General features: G+C 47.3%; 14 protein-coding genes and 1 pseudogene. 13 read left to right on the plus strand and 2 right to left on the minus strand.

What is annotated here, in order from left to right; translation table 11 throughout:
- Positions 1-130 precede the first annotated feature (130 nt).
- The 9 genes from ICC18_RS00955 to ICC18_RS00990 all read left to right on the plus strand — a co-directional run bounded on the left by ICC18_RS00955 (position 131) and on the right by ICC18_RS00990 (position 14065).
- Positions 131-985, plus strand: a complete 855-nt coding sequence (locus tag ICC18_RS00955) for an ABC transporter permease (RefSeq protein WP_223192296.1) — start codon at positions 131-133, stop codon at positions 983-985.
- Between the two features lie 20 nt (positions 986-1005).
- Positions 1006-1878: a carbohydrate ABC transporter permease gene (locus ICC18_RS00960; protein ID WP_188172512.1), complete on the plus strand. Its 873-nt coding sequence runs from the start codon at positions 1006-1008 to the stop codon at positions 1876-1878.
- A gap of 57 nt (positions 1879-1935) precedes the next feature.
- Positions 1936-3615 (plus strand): type 2 periplasmic-binding domain-containing protein, encoded by a 1680-nt coding sequence (locus tag ICC18_RS00965; RefSeq protein WP_223192237.1) that lies wholly within the window; start codon positions 1936-1938, stop codon positions 3613-3615.
- 131 nt (positions 3616-3746) lie between these two features.
- Positions 3747-4769, plus strand: a complete 1023-nt coding sequence (locus tag ICC18_RS00970; protein ID WP_188172514.1) for a Gfo/Idh/MocA family protein — start codon at positions 3747-3749, stop codon at positions 4767-4769.
- A 96-nt stretch (positions 4770-4865) separates the two neighbouring features.
- Entirely contained in the window at positions 4866-5816 is a 951-nt protein-coding gene (locus ICC18_RS00975) for a sugar phosphate isomerase/epimerase family protein (RefSeq protein WP_188172515.1), read from the plus strand.
- 1 nt (position 5817) lies between these two features.
- Positions 5818-7554 (plus strand): hypothetical protein, encoded by a 1737-nt coding sequence (locus tag ICC18_RS00980; protein WP_188172516.1) that lies wholly within the window; start codon positions 5818-5820, stop codon positions 7552-7554.
- Positions 7555-7568: 14 nt separating this feature from the next.
- Positions 7569-9809, plus strand: a complete 2241-nt coding sequence (locus ICC18_RS00985; RefSeq protein ID WP_188172517.1) for a glycoside hydrolase family 88/105 protein — start codon at positions 7569-7571, stop codon at positions 9807-9809.
- Positions 9810-10410: 601 nt separating this feature from the next.
- The gene (locus ICC18_RS34255; protein WP_262495824.1) at positions 10411-10533 is read left to right on the plus strand and encodes a hypothetical protein; all 123 of its coding nucleotides are present in this window, start codon (positions 10411-10413) and stop codon (positions 10531-10533) included.
- A gap of 106 nt (positions 10534-10639) precedes the next feature.
- Positions 10640-14065 (plus strand): glycoside hydrolase family 2 TIM barrel-domain containing protein, encoded by a 3426-nt coding sequence (locus ICC18_RS00990; RefSeq protein ID WP_188172518.1) that lies wholly within the window; start codon positions 10640-10642, stop codon positions 14063-14065.
- 108 nt (positions 14066-14173) lie between these two features.
- On the opposite strand, the gene ICC18_RS00995 is transcribed toward ICC18_RS00990, so the two are convergent.
- Positions 14174-15037 carry an AraC family transcriptional regulator gene (locus ICC18_RS00995; protein ID WP_188172519.1) on the minus strand — a complete coding sequence of 288 codons (864 nt, stop codon included), beginning with the start codon at positions 15035-15037 and terminating at the stop codon, positions 14174-14176.
- A 166-nt stretch (positions 15038-15203) separates the two neighbouring features.
- Between ICC18_RS00995 and ICC18_RS01000 the strand changes: the two genes are divergently transcribed.
- The 3 genes from ICC18_RS01000 to ICC18_RS01010 are packed head-to-tail and all read left to right on the plus strand — an operon-like array spanning position 15204 to position 18026.
- The gene (locus tag ICC18_RS01000; RefSeq protein WP_188172520.1) at positions 15204-16034 is read left to right on the plus strand and encodes an amidohydrolase family protein; all 831 of its coding nucleotides are present in this window, start codon (positions 15204-15206) and stop codon (positions 16032-16034) included.
- Between the two features lie 16 nt (positions 16035-16050).
- Complete coding sequence (locus ICC18_RS01005; protein WP_188172521.1) at positions 16051-16995, plus strand: aldo/keto reductase; 945 nt, start codon at positions 16051-16053, stop codon at positions 16993-16995.
- Positions 16996-17012: 17 nt separating this feature from the next.
- A complete protein-coding gene (locus ICC18_RS01010) occupies positions 17013-18026 on the plus strand; it encodes a zinc-binding alcohol dehydrogenase family protein (RefSeq protein ID WP_188172522.1) in 1014 nt (337 codons plus the stop codon).
- A 42-nt stretch (positions 18027-18068) separates the two neighbouring features.
- Here the strand turns inward: ICC18_RS01010 and ICC18_RS01015 are convergent.
- Positions 18069-18544 (minus strand): annotated as a pseudogene (locus ICC18_RS01015) (CBO0543 family protein).
- Positions 18545-19088: 544 nt separating this feature from the next.
- On the opposite strand from ICC18_RS01015, the gene ICC18_RS01020 reads away from it, so the two are divergent.
- Positions 19089-21452 carry an AraC family transcriptional regulator gene (locus ICC18_RS01020; RefSeq protein ID WP_188172523.1) on the plus strand — a complete coding sequence of 788 codons (2364 nt, stop codon included), beginning with the start codon at positions 19089-19091 and terminating at the stop codon, positions 21450-21452.
- The last annotated feature ends 88 nt before the right edge of the window (positions 21453-21540 follow it).

Raw genomic sequence — 21540 nt, forward strand, 5'->3', positions numbered from 1 at the left:
AGAAGTAAGGAGTGAAGCATTCATGAACGGAAGTCTCAAGGAATCTCCTGCCCCCATATCCGCTAAGCATGTAAGTCGTGCTTCGATATTGAATCGAAGAAGGCTGAAACAAAATATTCCTTTGTTCATCATGCTGATCCCCGTGTTCGCCTACTATATTCTGTTCAAATACTGGCCGATGGGCGGACTTGTTATCGCTTTCAAAAATTACAATTTTGCTGATGGTATTTTGCACAGTCCATGGGTAGGCCTGAAAAATTTCTCGATTTTGTTCTCTAGCTCGGAAACGCTGCAAATTATTTGGAACACCTTTTGGCTCAGCCTTCTGAATCTGGCTGTCGGATTCCCTGTCCCTATCTTCCTGGCTATTCTGCTCAATGAAGTGAGGCGGACGTGGTTTAAGAAGTGGTTGCAAACGATCATCTATTTGCCGCATTTTTTCTCTTGGGTCATCGTAGCAGGTCTCGTGTTGTCCTTATTTGCAACGGATTACGGCTCAATCAATAAGATACTTAAACTATTATCGATTGAACCAATTACCTTCCTTTACGAGTCAAGCTCCTGGGTTGCCATATTCGTCGGTTCGGGTGTTTGGAAGGAGATGGGGTTTAGCACCATTATTTATTTGGCCGCATTGACGACCATAGATCCTGCGCTTTACGAGTCAGCAGGCATGGATGGCGCTTCGAAGTGGCGGCAAATGTGGCACATTACGATTCCCGGCATTCGTCACACGATCATCCTTCTGCTCATATTGGCCATGGGGCAATTGATGGAGGTCGGTTTTGATCAGGTGTATAATCTTCAAAACTCAGCGGTTGCTGACGTGTCGGAAGTTATAAGTACTTATATTTATAAGATAGGCTTAGGAAATGCGCAATTTAGCGTAACTACGGCGATGGGGCTGTTCGAATCCGTCATTGGCTGTACACTCGTACTGGTAGCTAACAGGATCGCCCGCAAATTTGACCAAGCTTTATTCTGATAACGAGGAGGGGCGTCCGCATGAAAGCAACAAAAGGAGAAAAAATTTTCTACGCAGTCAATTATGTTGTGCTCGGGGCCATTGCCTTGACTTGTCTGCTGCCATTTATTCATATCATAGCGTTATCGCTGAGCGAGCGTTCGGCCGTAGATTCGGGACATGTCTTCTTCTGGCCGGTAGGCTTGCAGTTTACGGCATATAAGGTTTTTTTTCTGACAACCCCTGCTTTTACAGCTTTTAAAAATAGCATTTTCATTACGGTTGTCGGTGTTGTGATTAGTATGCTGGGAACGATATTGGCAGCCTATCCGTTGTCGAGAAGCTATCTGATAGGACGGCGCAAGTTTGTACTTGCCATGGTGTTTACGATGCTATTCTCAGGAGGGTTAATCCCTACTTATCTTGTCGTAAAAAACCTGTCCTTAATCGACTCTTTTTGGTCTCTGTGGCTCACCGGGTTTATCAGTACCTATAATATGCTGCTCATGAAAAGCTACTTTGAGAATATTCCTCATGAAGTGGAAGAAGCAGCGCGAATTGACGGCTGCAGCGATGTATCGCTCCTCCTTCGAATCATATTGCCGTTATCGCTTCCGATGCTGGCCACTTTAGCTTTGTTCTATGGGATTAACTATTGGAATGCGTTTATGAGCGTTCTGATGTACATCAATAAGGGCGGCATGCAGAATTTGACGGTCGTTGTCCAAGCGATGCTGCAAAAAAACGATATCCTGAATTCACCTTCCCTGGTACCAGAAGAGCAGCTAATGGTTGCTACGGAAATGGTCAAATCTGTCGGCGTTGTCGTGATGGTGGTTCCGATGCTGATCGTTTATCCGTTTCTGCAAAAATATTTTGTCAAAGGCGTTATGCTTGGTTCTGTTAAGGGTTAAACCAAATGGGGCTCCACGTTTACCAAAACTTTTCAATATAAATAGGAGGGTATGCGCATGAAAAGAAAGCTGTGGATGGGAATGACAATAGGGGTCGTAGCATTAGGGGCAACGCTTGTTGGATGCAGCAGCGACAAGAAAGAGGGTGCGGCAGCCGGTAACACGGCTACGAATGCTCCGAAGGAGTCAGCAGCTGCCAAACGCGGAAATGTTACTGTTTCCATGTATGATCGGGGAGGGGTTCCTGCGTCGGAGGGGAACTATGAGGAAAATCGTTGGACCAAATGGATCAATCAAAACGGTCCTGTGAATGTGAAATACGTTCCCGTCCTCCGCAGCGAGTCTACGAAAAAATTAAATGTGCTTTTTGCATCCGGCTCTGCGCCTGACATTGTGAACGAGTACAACACGCCGTTTAGGAACAGCTTGTACGACCAAAAGCAGCTGCTTCCCATTGACGACATCTTAAAATACATGCCTGAATACCAGAAGCTGCTTGACCAGTATCCTCAGCTGAAGAAAGCGGGAACGAAACCGGACGGCAAGATTTATGAAATCGGTAAAGTAAAAGAAGCTACAATACAGCACATGTTATTAATTCGTACCGACTGGTTGAAAAAGCTGAATTTGAGCATGCCGACAACAACGGAAGAGCTTATGAAAGTAGCCAAGGCGTTTGCTGAACAAGATCCTGACGGCAACGGTAAGAAAGATACGTACGGGATGAACATGAGCACATATTCGGAACAAGCCATCAACGAAATTTTCGGCGAAAATTCGTCCAAGGATTTGATTGCCTGGGGAGTTAAGGATGGAAAGGTAGTCCCGCTGTGGGAAAATCAGCTAGCCTCCATAACATTTAAGAAGAAGCTCTATGACGAAGGCATTATCGATAAAGATTATATCAATGATAAAGACGGCGCAAAGGCCAAACAAGACTTCCTGAACGGCAGAATCGGCATTTACGTTAAATATAGCGGCGGATTTTTTGACTTTATGATGAATGACTTTGCAACGCTGAAGAAAAATGTTGCAAGTGCGGAAATTGCTCCGTTAGGCTATCCGAAATCACCGATGGGGATATTTACCGGTGGTCTAGATAATCCTGTGCAAATGACGACGGTTGTGAACGCCAAGTCGAAGGAGCCGGAAGCTGTCGGTCGCTATCTTGACTTCATGATGAAACCGGAAACCGCTTTGAAGGTTATTAACGGAGACGAAGGGACACATTGGAAGAAGAGCGCCAATGGCTGCCGTGAGACCATCGATCCATTGAAATCGAAAAATGAAGTCGGCTACGCTTTAGACTATGAAATGTTTTACTCTACAGGAACAGATAAGTGTTTCTTTACTCTAAACGGATTTAATAATGCGGTACCTGAACAAAAAGCCGGTTCGGACATGTATAAAGAACTTCAGAAAATTTATTTCGATTCGCAAAGACAATACCCTGCAATGACACATGGGGAACATATGCCGGTCTATCCTGCTGATCTCCAAACGATTAATGCAACAATTCTTAAAGAGCAAACAGACCTTTTTGTTAAGGCCATCATCAGCGGTGCGAAATACAGCCCGGAACAGGCGATTAAAGACGCACAAGCGGCATGGGATAAAGCCAATGGCAAACAGCTTGAAGATTTTATGAACAAATGGTATGCGGAAAATAAAGATAAAGCGTTCCTTGCCAAGGATATTTTGACAATTGCCAGACAACAAATGGAGCAAATGAAGTAATTCAAGTTAAAGGAGGGGCTGGACACGCGATATTACTGCTCACGCAGTTATCGCTTGAATGTCCGGCTTTTTCCATGTAGGGGCAAATGCGGTTTATTTTGACTAATTTAGCCGGAAAGAGGCAGTCGGACATGATTAAAGTAGCCATGTTAAGCTTTTGGCATGTTCATGCGAAGGATTATGCACGTCAGGCTGCTGAGCATCCGGATACGGAAATCGTGGCCGTATGGGATGAAGTGCCGGAGCGGGGACGGCACAAGGCGGAGGAGCTTGGCGTCACGTTTTACGAAAGCTTGCAAGAACTTCTATCCTTGCCTGAAATTGACGCCGTCATTGTGACTGCCCCTACGAACAGGCATCGGGACGTTATCATTGCGGCGTCGAAAGCGGGCAAACATATCTTTACCGAAAAAATAGTCGCCACATCAACGAAAGAGTGTCTTGAAATTTTGGCTGCTGTAGAAGCTGCCCGAGTGAAGCTGGTTGTATCGCTGCCTCGTTTGAACACTGCATTTACGCAAGCCATACAGCATATATTGCGCGATGAGCTGCTTGGCAATGTAACGTTGGCGCGCATACGTCTGGCTCACAATGGCGCGCTGCCCACGGAAGGAGCGCCGAATGGCGGGCTTCCCGCCCATTTCTTCGACCTGGAGCAGTGCGGCGGGGGAGCGATGATTGACCTTGGCTGTCATCCTATGTACTTGGCCCGATTGTTTCTGGGTTTCCCGGATTGTGTCAGTGCCAGTTACGGTTTTGTGACAGGCCGAGAGGTTGAGGATAATGCCTTATCCATCTTAAGTTATCCAAGCGGCGCTTTGGCCATTGTCGAAGCCGGATTTGTGAACAGCTATTCCCAGTTTGTTATCGAAATTCAGGGAACCGGGGGCAGTTTGTTCTACTCCAGAACCGACGATAAATTGCTTTTGCGCAGCAGCAAACTAATAGGTGAGGCTTCAAATGGATGGAAAGTCCAAACGGATCTGCCGGTACCTCTTCCATCGGCTTTCGAACAATGGGTTTCACATATCCAAAACGGAACGACAGCGACAGAAAACATTCAATTAGCGCTTGATTTGACGCGCTTGATGGAAGCTTCCAATTTGTCAGCACGATCAAATTCCGTATTTTGGTTGAGCGATATTCAGGAGTAATACTTGAGCTTTTAAGGAAAGCCGGTTTATCCCCTGTAAAGCGAGGGAAGACTGGCTTTTCTCACATCAATGTGTGTGGAGGAGTTGGAAACAGAGATGTTGGACAAAGGGGAATATTCATTTTCTACATGCTGGAACATCAAAAGACATACGACCGGCCGGGAGATGATCGAGGAAATTAAAGAGTTAGGCTTTCGCTATGTGGAGCTGAACTATAACGTGACGGACGAGCTGATGAAATCTATAGAGCCCATGATTGAAAAAGGGGAAATCGGCGTTTCCAGCGTGCATAATGTATTTCCTTTTATTGATGACAAAGACTATGATACGGATTCTGTGATGCTCGGATTCGATGATGAAGCGAAGCGGAAGCGTTCGGTAGAGCTGCTGATTCGATCTATGGAATATGCGGATCGCTATGGAGCTAAAGCGGTCGTTGTGCATCCGGGTGAAGTTCCGTTCGAATATAACATCGATTCGGATTTGAAGAAGCTCTATCGGGAACACGGCAAGGATTCGCCGGAGTACCAAAGACTATGGAATGAAATGTCTGAAAGACGCGAGCGCTTAAGTCCAATATACACAAGAAGGATCCAGGAAAGTCTGGAGCATGTAAGCGAGCATGCAGCAAAGAAAGGATGGTCTGTCGCCATCGGCATCGAAACGCGTTCCCGCTGTTATCAGATGCCTGCATTGATGGAAGCGAAAACGATTTGCGATAACTTGAAGGGCAGCCCGGTGTATTTGTGGTACGATATCGGCCACGCGATGATGATGGACCGGATGGGCTTGTACGATAATCTTAAAGAGCTGCAAGAGATTAAACGCTATATTTATGGCGTGCATATTCATGAAACGCTCGAACTGTCCGATCATTGGTGCCCATATGTACACAGCAAGGACCTTAAATTCTTTGACCATTTCCTTGAAGCGATCGATTTGGCACAAGTTAAAGTATATGAATTGAAGGCTGCATGCCAGCCGGAAGAAATCCATGAGAGCCACAAGCTTATTACGGATAAAATCGAAGCGATGAGAGGTATGTAGGATGGATCCCATTTATAAAAAGTTGGTACAAAATAACGACGCGCATATCGTGTCGACCCTTCAGCTGCAGGTCAATGATCCTGCATCCAAATATTTCGGCGGCATCATCGACGATACGGGCATTGCGCGGGCAAACCATCTGAATACGCCCAGAGTGATGGCGGAATGGGCTTCCGCTTTGGTGAATCCGGAGTCGCGTTATTATCGGGATGAAGCGCTTTTGGCCGCTTTTGACCGGGCAGCGGACTTTATGCTGAACCGCCAGCATGCGGACGGTACGATAACACTTGGCTCGACGAACTTTAATTCCCCGCCGGATACGGCTTTTGTCGTAGGCGGTGTAACGCAAATTTATCAGCTGCTTGAGGCTCGGGTTTGGGCGGCTGTAAAGCCCGCGGCGGCGAAAGTGAAGCTCTTTCTGGAGCGTACCATTCCGGCTATGCTTACAGGCGGATGCCATACGCCGAACCATCGTTGGGTCATTACCGCCGCATTAGCGCTGCTGCACGAGATTTTCCCGCTGCCCGAGTTGGTTGCGAGAGCGGAGGAGTGGCTGGCTGAAGGCGTAGACATCACGGAAGACGGCGAATGGACCGAGCGAAGCAACGGGATTTACAATGCGGTCAGCGATATTGCGCTGTATCATACGGCCCGCCTGCTGAACCGGCCTGAATGGATGGAAGGCGTACGCCGAAATTTGCGCATGATGGTTTATCTGGTGCATCCGTCCGGCGAAGTGGTAACCGATTACTCCGGACGTCAGGATTTTGGCCACAGCTTTGACATGGCACCCTACTTTCTGATTTACAGGCTGATGGCGGCGCACGATAAAGATCCGTTATTTGCGGCAATGTCGGATTATGCAGGTTCGGTTATTCAACGTTCCGACGCAGTGAATAACCATGCGCTGCTGGGGCTTCTTTTATTTCCGGAAGCGGATATTGCTGATTTAGAGCGGGCACCGCTGCCGGACAGCTATGTCAAAGTCATCAATGGGCGTCATCCGCTGAGCGAGCATTTGCAGCAGATCGACCGTGTCGGCCATCATATGAAAATTGAGCACAGCAGTATGCATCTGGCCTTCGGCGCCCCACTTGTGCGGATTCGTGAGAAGGATACCAGTGCGACGATCATGACCCGAACGCCTTCGTTTTTCTCGCTTCGACATGGTCAGGTGAGGCTTCTTGGCGTAAAAGTGTCGACTTCCTTTTCACCGGGAATCGTCAAGTTTGATGATTTTTCCGTCGAGCAGGGCATCTACAAGCTGGGAGTCGAAATGCAAAAAGGCTACAACGGACCGATTCCGCATCCATTTTTGCCTGAAAGATCTGGAGCTGCTGAGATCAGCCCCTGGTACTTGCTGCCGCATCAGCACCGCTCAATGACGCATCTGCAGACGCATAAGCTTCAGGCGGCAATTATGCCCGGCGCATCGGAATGGAAGATTTGCGTCCAGTCCGATGAGCGCGAGGATGTTTACACGCAAGTCACGTTTATTTTTGGCGCTGAGGGATCGATCATCGGAAACGATCTGCAAGCAGCAGGCGAAGGGAAATATATGCTGAAGAGCGGTTCCGTGCGATACGCGGTGAACGGCGATGCGATCGAAATTACCGGGGGGGCTTATGAGCACTGGCTGCCCGTAAATCGTGAGGACCAGCACCCGGCAGGCTGCCAATACGTCCATGTGAACCTGTTGACTCCGTTCGAGCGGACGTTCACTATACGCATGTTGTAGAAAGGAAGGCGGATATGACAACCTATTTTCATGAGCTTGAGAGTGTACAATCCCGTTTGGGAGATGACGATAAACAAATTTTGAAGGTGCTGGCGGATCGTTATATCGGGGCTAACCCGCCGGTCCCTTTTACCTACAGGGCTTTTCACAAGTCCGGTGTATGGCAGACGGAAGAAGGACTGTTTGATTTGAATCTCGGCCGGAGGTTTCCGGAGGCGAAGCCGGGCCAATATGCATATGCTTACGGGTTGGTATGGAGTGACGGTGAGCGGAGCTTGGATGTGTTGATTCGCTGCTTGGGTCCGATCCGGTTTTATTTTAATGGCGAACCGGCATACCGCTCCAATGTGATTGACGAGATCAAGCCGGATGCAAGTGTGAAGTTAAGTTTGAATTTCGTTAAAGGTTGGAACCGGCTCTTTATCAAGGCTATGAACACGACAGCCGGCTTCGGCTGCTTGTTCGGGCCGGATGAAGCGAAGGTGCGGATTCTGAATGTACTGACTCCATTTGCCGATAGGCAAGGACAAGCCGGATGGGTCTATTCGGCTCCGGTAGATACGGATGTGTTCGATGGAAGACCGCTGCCGGACGCGCATGCTTCAGAGCTAGAGAACGGGCTGGAGTGGCTGCCTCAATACAATTGGAGCGAGAGTGAATGGGGTGAGCCAGCTTGTGAGCGAATATTCGGCTTACAGCCAGGCAAACAAGCGTATGCTTGGACGAAGCTGAATCAAGTAAGCTATGGGAAAGCATCTTGCGTGCTGGCGGGAACTGCGGCAGGTCCGTTAACGGTTTGGGTGAATGGCAGGCAGGTGCTGGAGCTTTCGGAGGCAGGCAGCTTTCAGGCGGAAGTGCCGCTTTCGTTCGGCAAGCACGATCTGCTCGTCCGCAGCGTTTGTGGAGGCAACTCGTGGGAATTCAAGTTGGATGCCGATGTCGGGGGAGTGCCGGTTGCGTTGAGCGCTCCTGTGGATGTACTCGGTTCGAATAAACCGTGGTTGTATCTTGGACCTTTTGAATCTGGCGTCCGGTTCGATTATGAGGATCTGGTAAGAACAGACCGGTTATATGCAAAAGAAGGAGAGTCGGAGTCCGCTCAGCTGCGTGATAAGACGTATTGGCGCTTAGACGGTCCGGATGCCTGGATTCGGCCGTACTATGAAAACGCGATGCTGAGCAACAAATGGACCGTAGGCAGTGTCACGAATTATGCCAGATGGGATTATCCGTTAGGCGTAACGATCTATGGGCTTTTGCAAACGGGCCGATTCCTGGATCGGTCGGATATCGTCGGGTATGCAGCGGATCATGTACGGTCCTGTACGGACATGTTCGAATATTCTTTATGGGACCGGGAGCAATACGGTTTCCCGGCGATTAATCAGCAGCTTGTGATGATGAAAATGCTGGACAACTGCGGCTCCTTCGGTTCCGCCATGCTGGAAGCCTATAAAGAATGCGCGAATCCGGGCTTCTTGCCGATTGCGGAGCGAATCGCCGATTTCATCCTCCGCAAGCTGGAAAGGAAGGAAGACGGCGCATTTTATCGGGAATGCAATGACGAATACTCCGAAAATACGATGTGGGCGGATGATCTGTACATGAGCACGCCGTTTCTATGCCGGTACGCCAAGGTCACGGATAGCAGCGAAGCGCTCGATGAAGCCGCCAACCAGTTCCTGTTATTCCGCAAGTACTTGTTCATGCCGGAACAGCGCATCATGTCGCATGTATTTGATTTTAAATACGGCAAGGCTACGGGCATTCCTTGGGGGCGCGGCAATGGTTGGACACTGTTTTCGCTGACAGAGGTGCTGGAAGCACTGCCCGTGGATCATTCGGCGCGGCCGGAATTGGTCGCGTTCTTTAACGAGTTGTGTGCAGGCTACGCCAGCCTCCAGGCTCCGAGCGGGCTCTGGCATCAAGTGCTGAACGATCCGGACGCTTACCTGGAAGCCTCTTGTACGGCGATGTTCGCCTATGCTTTTGCAAGAGGTGTTCGATTCGGCTGGTTTAGCGATCCGGACAGATTTATCGAAGCGTCAATGAAAGCCTGGGACGGTTTGACTCGGTACGCTATCGACCGTCAGGGCAACGTGCACGGGGTTTGCAGCGGCTCGCGCTACTCCTTTACCGCCGATTATTACAAATACGACCTCCTCACGGTAACCAATGATAATCACGGGATTGGTATCATGATGCTGGCGGGAACTGAAGTTGCAAAACTGAAGGAATGGCTAAGCTCAATATAGTAAATCATAAAAATGACTATATGATGAATGGCATTGAAGGATCATTTGGCGGTGATCGGCTGATCAAACAGTTAGCGAACAATTCGAAACTATCGTTCCCCAATATATGTACTCGAAAAATCATACAGATTTATCCTTCAAATGGTAATATCCATAGTTATATACGAAAAATCATACAAAAGTACTCTAATTGAAGCGAAGAGCCCAATTTTATATGAAATTTCATACAGAATCGTTGTTTCTGTGATTACTGAACATTCGCAGTTCCGCTCTTTTTTAAGGCCCGTTACTTAAATAATGAAAATCAACAACAAAGTTTAACAGAGCTATTTTTAAAAGGGGCTTCCCTCAGGTTGCAACAGACCTTGTGGGACAGCTCCTTTGCTGCTTTATCAATGCGATCGTCTATTTGCACTTCGTTTGGGGCTTATTTTCTTTCGCGGGACGATGTAATATTAAGTAAGCTTTTATATTCTTCATTGACGATGCCTATTTTATTACTTTTCTGCAAAAGTATTTTGTAAAAGGAGTTTTGGTCGGCGCGTTGAAAGGTTAATATGCCAGAAAGCAGCAAGTAAATTAGCGACATGAGGATTTGACGATGAGTATAAAAATAAAAACGGTTATCGAGGCGTTAATAGCTCCGGTTGCCAGGCTCGGGCAGACTGTAGATCCGCTGAAGTTCGGCAATCCTGACCGGAATGGGAAACGCCCGAGTATGTAAGGGATGCGGTATATCAAAGAAAGTCCGATTTTCCAAGTTGTGTAAGTATGCGAGGAGCTGATCCGCAAGTGGGAAACGGGAACAGTAGAGAGGACGGCAACAGACAATGAATAAGAAGACGCTTTTTAATGACGGATGGGAATTTGCGAAAAGCAGCTTGGAAGTGACAGATTGTGCTGGTCTAACGTTCGAGCCCGTTGATATTCCCCATGATTGGCTTATCTATAATACGCTCAATCTTTATGAAAACAGTATTGGCTGGTATCGTAAGAAATTCATTTGTACCAAAGAAGATAAGCAGCTTTTGCTATGTTTTGACGGTGTATATATGGATTCTTCCGTCTATGTGAACGGGCAGTTTGTAGGAGAATGGATATACGGGTACTCCTCATTCGAACACGAGATTACAGCTGCCGTCGTAGATGGCGTGAATGAAATTGTTGTGAAAGTCGTGCATCAAAGCCCGAACAGCAGATGGTATTCGGGAGCGGGCATCTATCGTAATGCATGGCTCAAGACAAGAGATAACAATCATATTGCAACGGATGGCGTTTACATAACAACGAAGAAGACGGATGACGGCTGGCAGGTTGAAGTCGATACAGAGATGAGCATTTATGAAGACGTACAGATTTCGCATACGATCCTGTTGGGCGATCAAATTATTGCGTCTGCTGCAGAGAGAGTGGCTGCGGGCAGTGATTCTACAATAGTAAACCGACAATGGCTGTTTACCGAGAATCCTCTGTTATGGAGCACGGATGCTCCTCATCTTTACCGACTGATTACCAGATTAGAGCTGGCGGGGACGAGTCGTGAGCTTGAAGCCATTTCCCAGAATATCGGGTTTAGGACCATCGACCTGGACTCCCATCAAGGCATTCAAGTAAACGGCAAAAAGATGAAATTAAACGGGGTTTGTGAGCATCATGATTTAGGTGCCTTAGGGGCTGCGTTTAATAAAACGGCCATGAAAAGAAGATTCGAAATTCTCAAAGATATGGGTGTCAATGCGATACGGACGGCCCATAATATGCCGGCTTCAGAACTGATGGACTTGGCGGATGAGATGGGAATGCTTGTAGTCTCGGAAGCTTTTGATATGTGGGAAAGACCCAAAACCAGATTTGACTATGCAAGATTTTTTAATGACTGGGCTTTAGCCGATGTGAAGAGTTGGGTCATGCGGGACCGGAATCATCCGAGCTTGCTCATGTGGAGTATCGGAAATGAAATTTATGATACCCATGCGGATGAGAGAGGGCAAGAAATAACCAAGAAGCTTATGGAATATGTTAAGGCCTTTGACCCGAAAGGAAACGCAAAGGTGACCATCGGCTCGAATTATATGCCTTGGGAGAATGCCCAAAAGTGCGCCGATATCGTGAAGGTCGCAGGATATAATTATGCTGAAAAATATTATCATAAGCATCATGAGGAGCATGAGGACTGGATTATCTATGGCAGTGAGACATCTTCTGTCGTACAGAGCCGGGGCATCTATCATTTCCCGTTTGAAAAATCCATTCTTGCCGATGATGACGAGCAATGCTCCGCGCTTGGAAACAGTCCGACGAGCTGGGGGGCCAATTCGGCGGAAGCATGCATTATAGCAGAAAGGGATACACCATTCTCCCTCGGTCAATTTATATGGACCGGATTTGATTATATCGGTGAACCGACTCCGTATCATACGAAGAACTCCTATTTTGGACAGATCGATACGGCTACATTGAAGAAAGATTCGTTTTATATCTATCAAGCGGCATGGACAGATTACAAGGCGAAGCCGATGGTGCACATTTTTCCGTATTGGGATTTTAATGAGGGTCAGATGATTGATGTTCGGGTCTGCTCGAATGCGCCAAGAATTGAATTGCAGCTTAATGGCAATCCGGTAGGAACTCATGACATTGATCATAAGCATGGCATACAGCTTGTCGGATGGTGGAAGATCCCTTATCAAGAAGGTGAACTAACGGCAATCGCCTATGATGAGGCAGGCCGTATCATTGCTACCGACAGCAGAAGATCGTTCACAGATGCGAAGAAGATCCGTTTGACTGCGGATAAAAAACAGCTTGTTGCTAATGGCACGGATCTTATTTTCGTAGAAATTGCGATGGAGGACGAGAACGGCCATACTGTAGAAAATGCGAATAATCGAGTGCATGTTCAGGTGACGGGGGCAGGCCGGTTGATTGGTCTTGATAACGGGGATAGTACAGATTACGATCCTTATAAAGGAATGAGCAGAAGGTTATTTAGCGGAAAGGCTATGGCCATCATTGGTGCGGCAATGGAGCCCGGAAAGATTAAGGTCGAAGTATCTTCTACAGGATTGGAAAGCCGGTCATCAGTGGAATTCGAGTCACTTCCGGTCGTGGACGGGAGCCTTGTGGGAATTTCTGCGAATACCAGGAACCAAGAGCTGCCGTGTGTCATGGGAAGCAGCGAAGAAATACCCCTGCGCAAGATAGAAATCATTAGCGATTCCGGACAACGCTTTGATGAAACGATCAAAGAGATGAAGGTGAGAGCAAGATTACACCCCGCAAACACTTCTTATCAAGAAGTCGAGTGGAGTGTGGTGGATGCTGCAGGGATTGCATCCAATATCGCCAAAGTGGAAGCGGATGGTCATGAAGCTAGGCTCAAAGCGCTCGGAGATGGAGAGTTCCGGCTTCGCTGCACGAGCAGGAATGGCACAGACAAGACCAAAATCATATCCCAATTGGAATTTAAGGTGATGGGACTTGGTACAGCCTATCTAGATCCTTATGGTTTTATATCCGCAGGTCTTTATGATTTCAGCAAGGGTGACGTCGGCAACGGGAATGAAAGAGGAGTAGCCACCAGCAGAGATGGTGAAACTCAAGTAGGCTTTCATAATATCGACTTTGGTACCTATGGTTCCGACATGATCACCATTCCGATATTTGCCTTGTCGAGTGAAGAATACTCCCTGCAAATTTGGGAAGGAATGCCTGACGATGAAGGAAGTTCATTACTGGCAGACGTCATCTACCAAAAACCATCGAAGTGGAATACGTATCAGGAAGAAACCTATCATTTATCAAAGAGACTTTGCGGCATTACTTCGATTTGCTTCGTCCTTCGTCAGAAGGTGCATATTAAGGGGTTTTCCTTCCAACAAAGGAACAGAGCCTTCGAGCTTAACTTCGCGGCGGATTGCGACCGTATTTATGGGGATACATTTGAAATCACAGAAACAAGTGTAGAGGGGATAGGCAATAACGTTTCCCTGGAATTTGAACAAATGGAATTCACTGATGACGTTGGCGCAACGAAGCTTGTCGTTTACGGCAGATCTCCTATTGATAAAAATACGATTCATATCCGGTTCGCGAATCATGATGGTGAAAGCAGTCAGCTGGTCGATTTCACGTTTTCCGATGAGTATGAAGAGCAATCTTTTGAATTGGAAAAGATCACAGGCATTCAAAAAGTAACCTTCATCTTCCTGCCGGGATCCAATTTTGATTTTGGTTGGTTTCGTTTTGAGAGGTAAGGCTAACAAGGGCGCCCGCAGCGGGATAACGCGAAGGAGCTCCAGAAATAGAAAGAAAAACAGGGGGAGCTCGTTTGAGTTCCTCCTGCTTTTTCTTAATTAAGGATTTTACCGACTTCGTCTGTACACGCCAGGCGTAACCCCGCCGAGCTTCTTAAACATACGATGAAAATGGGGGAGGCTATCGAAGCCGCAGCGGTAAGCAATCCGATCAATGCTGTCATCGGTGCCTAGCAGCAACTCTTTGGCCCGTGCAATTCGTTTCGCGTTGATATAGTCGGTTACATTCATGCCGGTTAGCAGTTTAAAGATGCGGGAGAAATGGGCCGGAGTAACAGACACTCGTTTCGCAAGGATGGACAAGCTTAGGCCGGACTCAACGTGATGGTGGTCGATATATTGCATAATCTCTTTCATCCAAATCGGACCGATTTGGACATCTTCGGAACAATTTTGATCATTCGATTGTACAAGACGATTAATCCCGAGCAATAATCGCTGGAATTGCAGCCGAATCGCATACCGATAACCGATTTGCTTCGATCGCAATTCCTCATTGATTTCCGCCAGTATAGCCTCTGTTTGCAACCGCAATGGTTCAGTCGTCTCGATTTTGTAATGATTGCGTTTACGGGCCACATCGAACCCATACAAGTGGGAGTATGAGTCCCCGAATGAATCGAGCCGGTTGAAGGCAGGGGAGAAAAATACGGCAGTGGACATGACCGGATCGTCGGCGTTGGGAAACGCCCGATGAATCGTATTGCCCGGTATTAAGAACAAATCACCGGCGTTCATTTCATAGAAGGTTTGATTGATAAAGAAGGTTCCTTTGCCGCTATATACATAAACCATCTCGAATCGGTCGTGAAGATGATCGGGAAGTTCGTTTTGGGGGCTCTTCTTGTCCTGGTAAACGAAATCGAATGGAAACATCGGATCCTCGAAGAACGATTTGCGGACGGGATGCATATTGAGATTACCTCCAATATAAGGATATGCTTTGGATGATATCAAGATAGAGTATGTTTTTGCAATTATAAGCTATTTTATACTTTCATTCAAGCTGATATAATGACGGTATCACAAGAAATAAAAGGGCCTAATATCATTTTTTTAAAAAGGAGTGACCGTCGACATGCGGATTGACGCCCATCAACATTACTGGCAAATCGCCCGTGGAGACTATGGCTGGATTACGCCAGGGCTTCCCGAGCTGTACCGGGACTTCGGTCCGGAGCATTTGGCCCCCCATCTGTATGATCACCGGCTGGACGGAAGCATTGTGGTGCAAGCAGCTCCTACGCTCGCGGAAACGGAATTTATTTTGTCGCTCGCCGAAAAGGACAAATCGATTTTGGGCGTCGTCGGATGGCTTGATCTTAATGATCCTGAGCATAGAACCTGCTTCGAGCGGTACAGCAGGCATCCGAAGTTCGTCGGATTTCGCATGATGATTCAAGAGATGACGGATTCTTACGGCATTCTGGAGCCGCATTTCGTAAAAGCGGTGCAATCCTACGCGGAAGAGGACGTGCCGGTCGACTTGCTCGTCAAGTCGCATCAGTTAGCCCCCCTCGTGAAGCTAATAGAGCAAGTACCCGGTTTGCGCGGAGTCATTGATCATATCGCGAAGCCGAGAATCGCCGAAAGCGAGATTGAGCCGTGGCTTAGCCAGATGCGGCAGATTGCCTGTTATCCAAACATCTATTGCAAGCTTTCCGGCATGGTGACGGAGGCGGACCATAGAAGTTGGAAACCGGGCGATTTTACCTCCTATATCCGTTATGTCCTCGATTTATTTGGTCCGGAACGGGTCATGTTCGGAAGCGATTGGCCGGTTTGCTTGCTTGCCGCAAGCTATAACCAAGTCGTAGATATTCTGGAGCAAGCATTACCTGATGGTTGGGGTGAGCGGGAGCGGGCGCTGTTGTTCGGCGGGAATGCCAAAACATTTTACAAGTTGTAAAGGATGATGAACCCGGATGAAATATCGTACGCTAGGCAAGACCGGCTTGTTCGTATCGGCACTCAGTTTCGGCGCGTCTTCTCTCGGATCGGTATTCCGGGCAACAGATGATGCAGAAAGCATACGTACCGTACACGCGGCCGTTGATCTCGGTATCAACTTAATCGATGTGTCACCATATTATGGACTTACCAAAGCGGAGACCGTGCTTGGCAAAGCAATTTCGCAGCTGTCTCGCGACCGGTTCATTTTGACGACAAAAGCAGGACGATACGGGCCTGATGAGTTTGATTTCTCCGAGCGCCGAATTCTGGATAGCGTGGACGAAAGCTTACGCCGTCTAAAGACAGATTATATCGATATTCTCTTTCTGCATGACATCGAGTTCGTGCCGTTCGAACAGGTGGCGGAGGGGGCGTTTACCGCACTGGATAAGCTAAAGCAGTCAGGAAAAATTCGGTTTTCCGGAGTATCCGGGCTCCCGCTGCCGTTGTTCGAGAAGACGATCGCTCATACAGAGCTCGATGCGGTTCTTTCCTACTGCCACTATACGTTGAACGATACCTCTCTGCTGGATCTGCTTCCCCTCTTGGAGCGGCATCATATCGGTTTGATTAATGCTTCTCCTCTTTCAATGGGGCTTCTTAGTACGCGAGCGGCAGCGGACTGGCATCCGGCAAGCGGCGAGATCAAGACGGTATGCAAACAAGCGGCCGACTACTGTGCAAGCAAGGGAGCCGACATCACGAAGTTGGCCGTGCAATTCTCTGTGGCGAACGAGCGAATCCCTACCACACTGGTCAGTACCGCGAATCCCGATAATATCCGCAGAAATATCGAATGGACCGACGAGCCGATCGATGAAACGCTGCTGCAGGAAGTGCTTGCTATTCTGAGACCGATTCAAGATAAAACATGGATCAGCGGTCAGCCGGAATATAATGTCAACATTAAGCTGTAAAGAAGGGGGGACCGACAATGAGAGGCATTGTGTGCGAACAGATCGAGAAGTTTACGCTCAGAGAATTGCCCGAACCTTCTTATGTTCCAGGTGAGGCTCTCATCCGGATTCGTCGGATCGGTATTTGCGGCACGGATTTACATGCTTATAAAGGGAATCAGCCCTTCTTTACGTACCCGCGGATTCTCGGGCACGAGCTTGCAGGTATCATCGAGCGAATAGGGGAAAACGAAACGGGGCTGAGTGAAGGAGATCAGGTTAGTGTCATCCCCTATATGCACTGCGGCAACTGTATCGCCTGCCGGAGAGGCAAAACGAATTGCTGTACCGATATGTCAGTGCTCGGCGTTCATACTGACGGCGGTATGAGGGAATTGATTTCCGTTCCCGTGACGCACTTGATCAAGACCGAAGGACTGACACTGGATCAATCAGCCATGCTGGAGCCTTTTGCGATCGGAGCACATGCCGTACGCCGTTCCGGTCTCCGGCAAGGGGAAACCGCTCTGGTCATCGGCGGCGGGCCTATTGGCCTTGGCGTCATGGCTTTCGCCAAATATGCGGGTGCAAATGTCATCGCCATGGATATTAATGAGGAGAGATTGGCTTTCTGCCGATCTTGGGCAAAAGTCAGTCATACCGTTAATGCGCTGCAGCAGCCCAAGGAGCAATTGGCTGAAATAACAGACGGTAATTTTCCTACAGTCGTTTTCGATGCGACAGGGAACGCTCGATCGATGACGGAATCGTTCGGATGGGTTGCGCACAGCGGCACATTGGTTTATGTCGGACTGGTGAAAGCCGACATTACCTTTCATGATCCTGACTTCCATAAACGGGAGTTGACCCTGACGGGCAGCCGCAATGCGACGAAGGAAGATTTCGATCTTGTGCTGAAGGCGGTTCACGGTGGAGGCATCGATGTGGAACGGTTTATCACCCACCGTTCGTCCTTCGAAGAGATGATCGATCAATTCGACAGCTGGATGAAGCCTGAATCCAAAGTGATCAAAGCGATAGTTGAGTTATGATTATTTATAAGTTGGAAATTATTTATGAGACTATTGCAAGGCTTATGTTTTTTCACCCTTTTTTACACTTATGCTAAAAAACCATTTGCAAAAATTACGGGAAATAAAAAACGTGGTGAACATCGTTATCCATGTCCAGTACCATGCCCAGTGAATGTACCTAACCAGATCTGTATTTGCTTCAATAAGCACTTCAACAACGGTTATTATAGTGCAGTATGAGCTGTAGTAGAACAGTTTGAAAAATAAGCTTTTATCCTCCGGATAGCGTGCATTAAAAAAATAATAGGATAAGCCAAATACTCAAAAGTAAAGCTCGATCTGTTCACCGATGCAAATTCGCGTACCGGATACTCGATCCATCCGAGTTCCACCACCACAAGACCGATCACCCATGTGAGAAACTGTTTAAATAATATTGCCACTTGAGCCAACCGAAATGTTTTGCGCGGAATGAAGAAAAATAAGGAGAACGCCGTTATCCATACAATAACCAGTATCGTCCATTCCACTTTCATCGCGCCGTTCTCCGATCTTTATAAAATACTCCTTGCTTAAAAAACCAATTACAATATATGTTGGCTATCAAAAAGATCACGAAGAAATCAATCCAGGTCCAATACCAGGAATACTTCGTGTACTTAATAAGATTCGTATATGTACTAATAACCGTATCAAGGAACGTAAGACAGGAAATGCAGCCTGCCAGATAGAAAAGACGCAGCAGTTTCCCTGATTTGGGTTTCCGTGAGCAGAGGTCAAAAATCCGCTCTCAGACGAAGAACTGGCCACACGCTTAAAGCAAAAACGCTTTAAAATCGTAGAACATAAACCGATCCGGATTACAAATGATTAAGACCTGTCTATTCATAGACGGGTCTTAATCATTTTTTCATTTTTGACTCCCTCCGTAACTTTCAGTTGAGAATATCTCTTTCGGCTACAGGTCGGGGAAAGTTATTTTGCAGGGAGTCCCCGGAGCTGGATAGGTAAAGATAGTGGCATAGCAAGTGAAATATAATTAGGTAATGCGCTTTCACTTCTGAGTTAGGAGGTTTTTCTATGATAGGGTCAAAGCTTTGGTTCAAGCGCCGTAGTGTCATTATAACGTGGCTTTTGTCTTACTTGTGCATTCTGATGATGCCTATCCTAATTAGTGTGGCAGTCAATTACGAATCCGAAAAAATGCTGGAAAGTGAAATTCACCGAGCCAACGACGTGCTGCTGGAGGAAGTAAAGGTGCTGATCGACAATCAGATCGATAATGTCGTGAGACTGACAACGGAATTAACGTGGAACTCGCGGATTCGAGCTTATATGTACTCCAATTATTATCAAAATACGCAAAATAACGAATTTCGGTACGATTTATTTATGACGGTCAAGGATTTGGCTTTCTTTCAGAATGTATACCCCTTTATTAATAATTTCTACGTGTATTGGAAGAACGGGGACATCGTATTGCTTCCCGGGGTTTATCGGGACAGTAAATTGGCACACAGTACGATTCATGAAGGCGATAATATTACTTACGACTTATGGCTGGAACTGATGCATACGACGCATACGGGAAAGTTTTTGAAAATACAAAACTCCGATCCACAAGGGAGTACACTTGCGTATGTTCAGTCCTTTAAAGGCGATAAAGGGGAGGCTCCTCCCGGAACGGTCGTGGTGCTTCTGGATACGGCCAAGCTCCTGGAAGTGATAAGCAATGTGAAGGAGTTCAGCGGTGGCGAGGTCATGATTCTGGATGAGATGAATCGAGTGCTTCTTTCCAGCTCAAGGATGAATTCAGATCCGTACCTGTTGAGCGAACAGTTTTTAGGTGATAAGGGATCCTTCTTCGATAACTACCTCGGGGAGAAGTCAGAGGTTTTCTACATGAAGTCCAAGCATCGGAATCTTAGCTTCGTCACCGTCGTACCGAGCAAGTTGTACTGGGAGAAGGCCCGATATGTTAACAATCTAACCTATTCGGCTTTGTTCATTAGTCTTGTGGGTGGAATCCTCTTAACTGTGTATTTGCTTCGCAAAAATTACAATCCTGTCAGCCGGATACTCAGAGATTTAAGCGGTCGAACGAAAGAACCGATCGTTAAGGAAGGCAATGAATTTTCATATATTCACTTGGCGATCTCCAATGCTTTAAGCGAGAAGGATAAAATTCAATACAAGATGAAGCAGCAGACGATTATGCTTCGTTCAAACATGCTGTCCAAGCTGCTCAAAGGCCAGACGGTTCATGAGCTGCCGATTGAAGATTCGCTTGCCGCCTTTAACATCGATTTCAAGTCCGATCGGTTTGCCGTTATTCTCTTTTATGTTCAGGATTACCAAACCTTCTTCGATCACGTGCAAGGGGACGGCAGCGTGGATAAGCTGAAGCTGATGCATTTTATCATGACGAACATCGTAGAAGAGCTTGTCAATCAGAAGGATCGGGGCGTTATGACGGAAGTGGATGATTGCATGGCCTGTCTGGTGAACCTCGACCCGGCGGATGAAACGGCAGATACAGCCGGGCTGAGGGGATTGGCCGAGAAGGCGCGGAAGTTTATGCTGGATAACTTCCGGATCGATACGACAATTTCCATAAGCGGGATCAAACGGACGGAGATGGGAATCGCCGAGGCCTACAAGGAAGCGTTGAATGCGATGGAATACAAATTCGTGGTAGGCGAACGTGAAATCATCGCCTATGAGGATATATCGGGTGCTGGACAGACCACCTTGCCGTTAAGTTACTATTATCCGATACAAGTTGAGCAGCAGCTTATCAATCAAGTCCGAGCGGGAGATTATACGCGCGCAGATGCAATCATCAGAGAGATTGTCCATAAGCATATCAGTCGTCCCAAAGTATCGGTCGGGCTGGTTAAATGCCTAATGTTCAATCTGATCGGCACGCTGATCAATACGCTGAATGAGATCGAGGACGTTCAGGAAAGCATGACGATCGAAACGTGGAAACAAATCGACGAATTGATCGGATGCGAATCCGTTAAGGAGATGGAGCAACGGTTAGGAGCCATTTTGTTCAAGGTTTGCGAATATACGTCTTCCAAGAGGCAGCAGCAGTTCCAGTCCACAAGAAGTCTAATACTTCAAGAACGCAGCGCTGAGATTATCGCGTTCATCAACGCGAAATATCAGGATCCGAATCTAAACATTACGATGATCGGCGAACAATTTGAGATCACCCAGACGTATTTGTCCAAGTTGTTTAAGGAACAGACCGGCTGCGGGATTCTCGATACCATCAATAAAGTGCGCATGGAGCATGCCAAGAAGCTTCTTATGGGGAAAGGTGCCAGCGTCAAAGCTATTTCTGAGCTGGTCGGGTTTCAAGACGTCAACACTTTCATTCGAACGTTCAAAAAATACGAGGGCGTCACGCCAGGACAATATCAAAAAATGGTCTGACTGGACGTTTATTTCTTGTTTTGATGATCGGAGTTTTGATTTCGTCGATTCTCTGCCTGATATTGACGACGTCGTTCTAGTTTTTAAC

This window comes from Paenibacillus sedimenti (genome assembly GCF_014534655.1).
Classification (GTDB): domain Bacteria; phylum Bacillota; class Bacilli; order Paenibacillales; family NBRC-103111; genus Paenibacillus_E; species Paenibacillus_E sedimenti.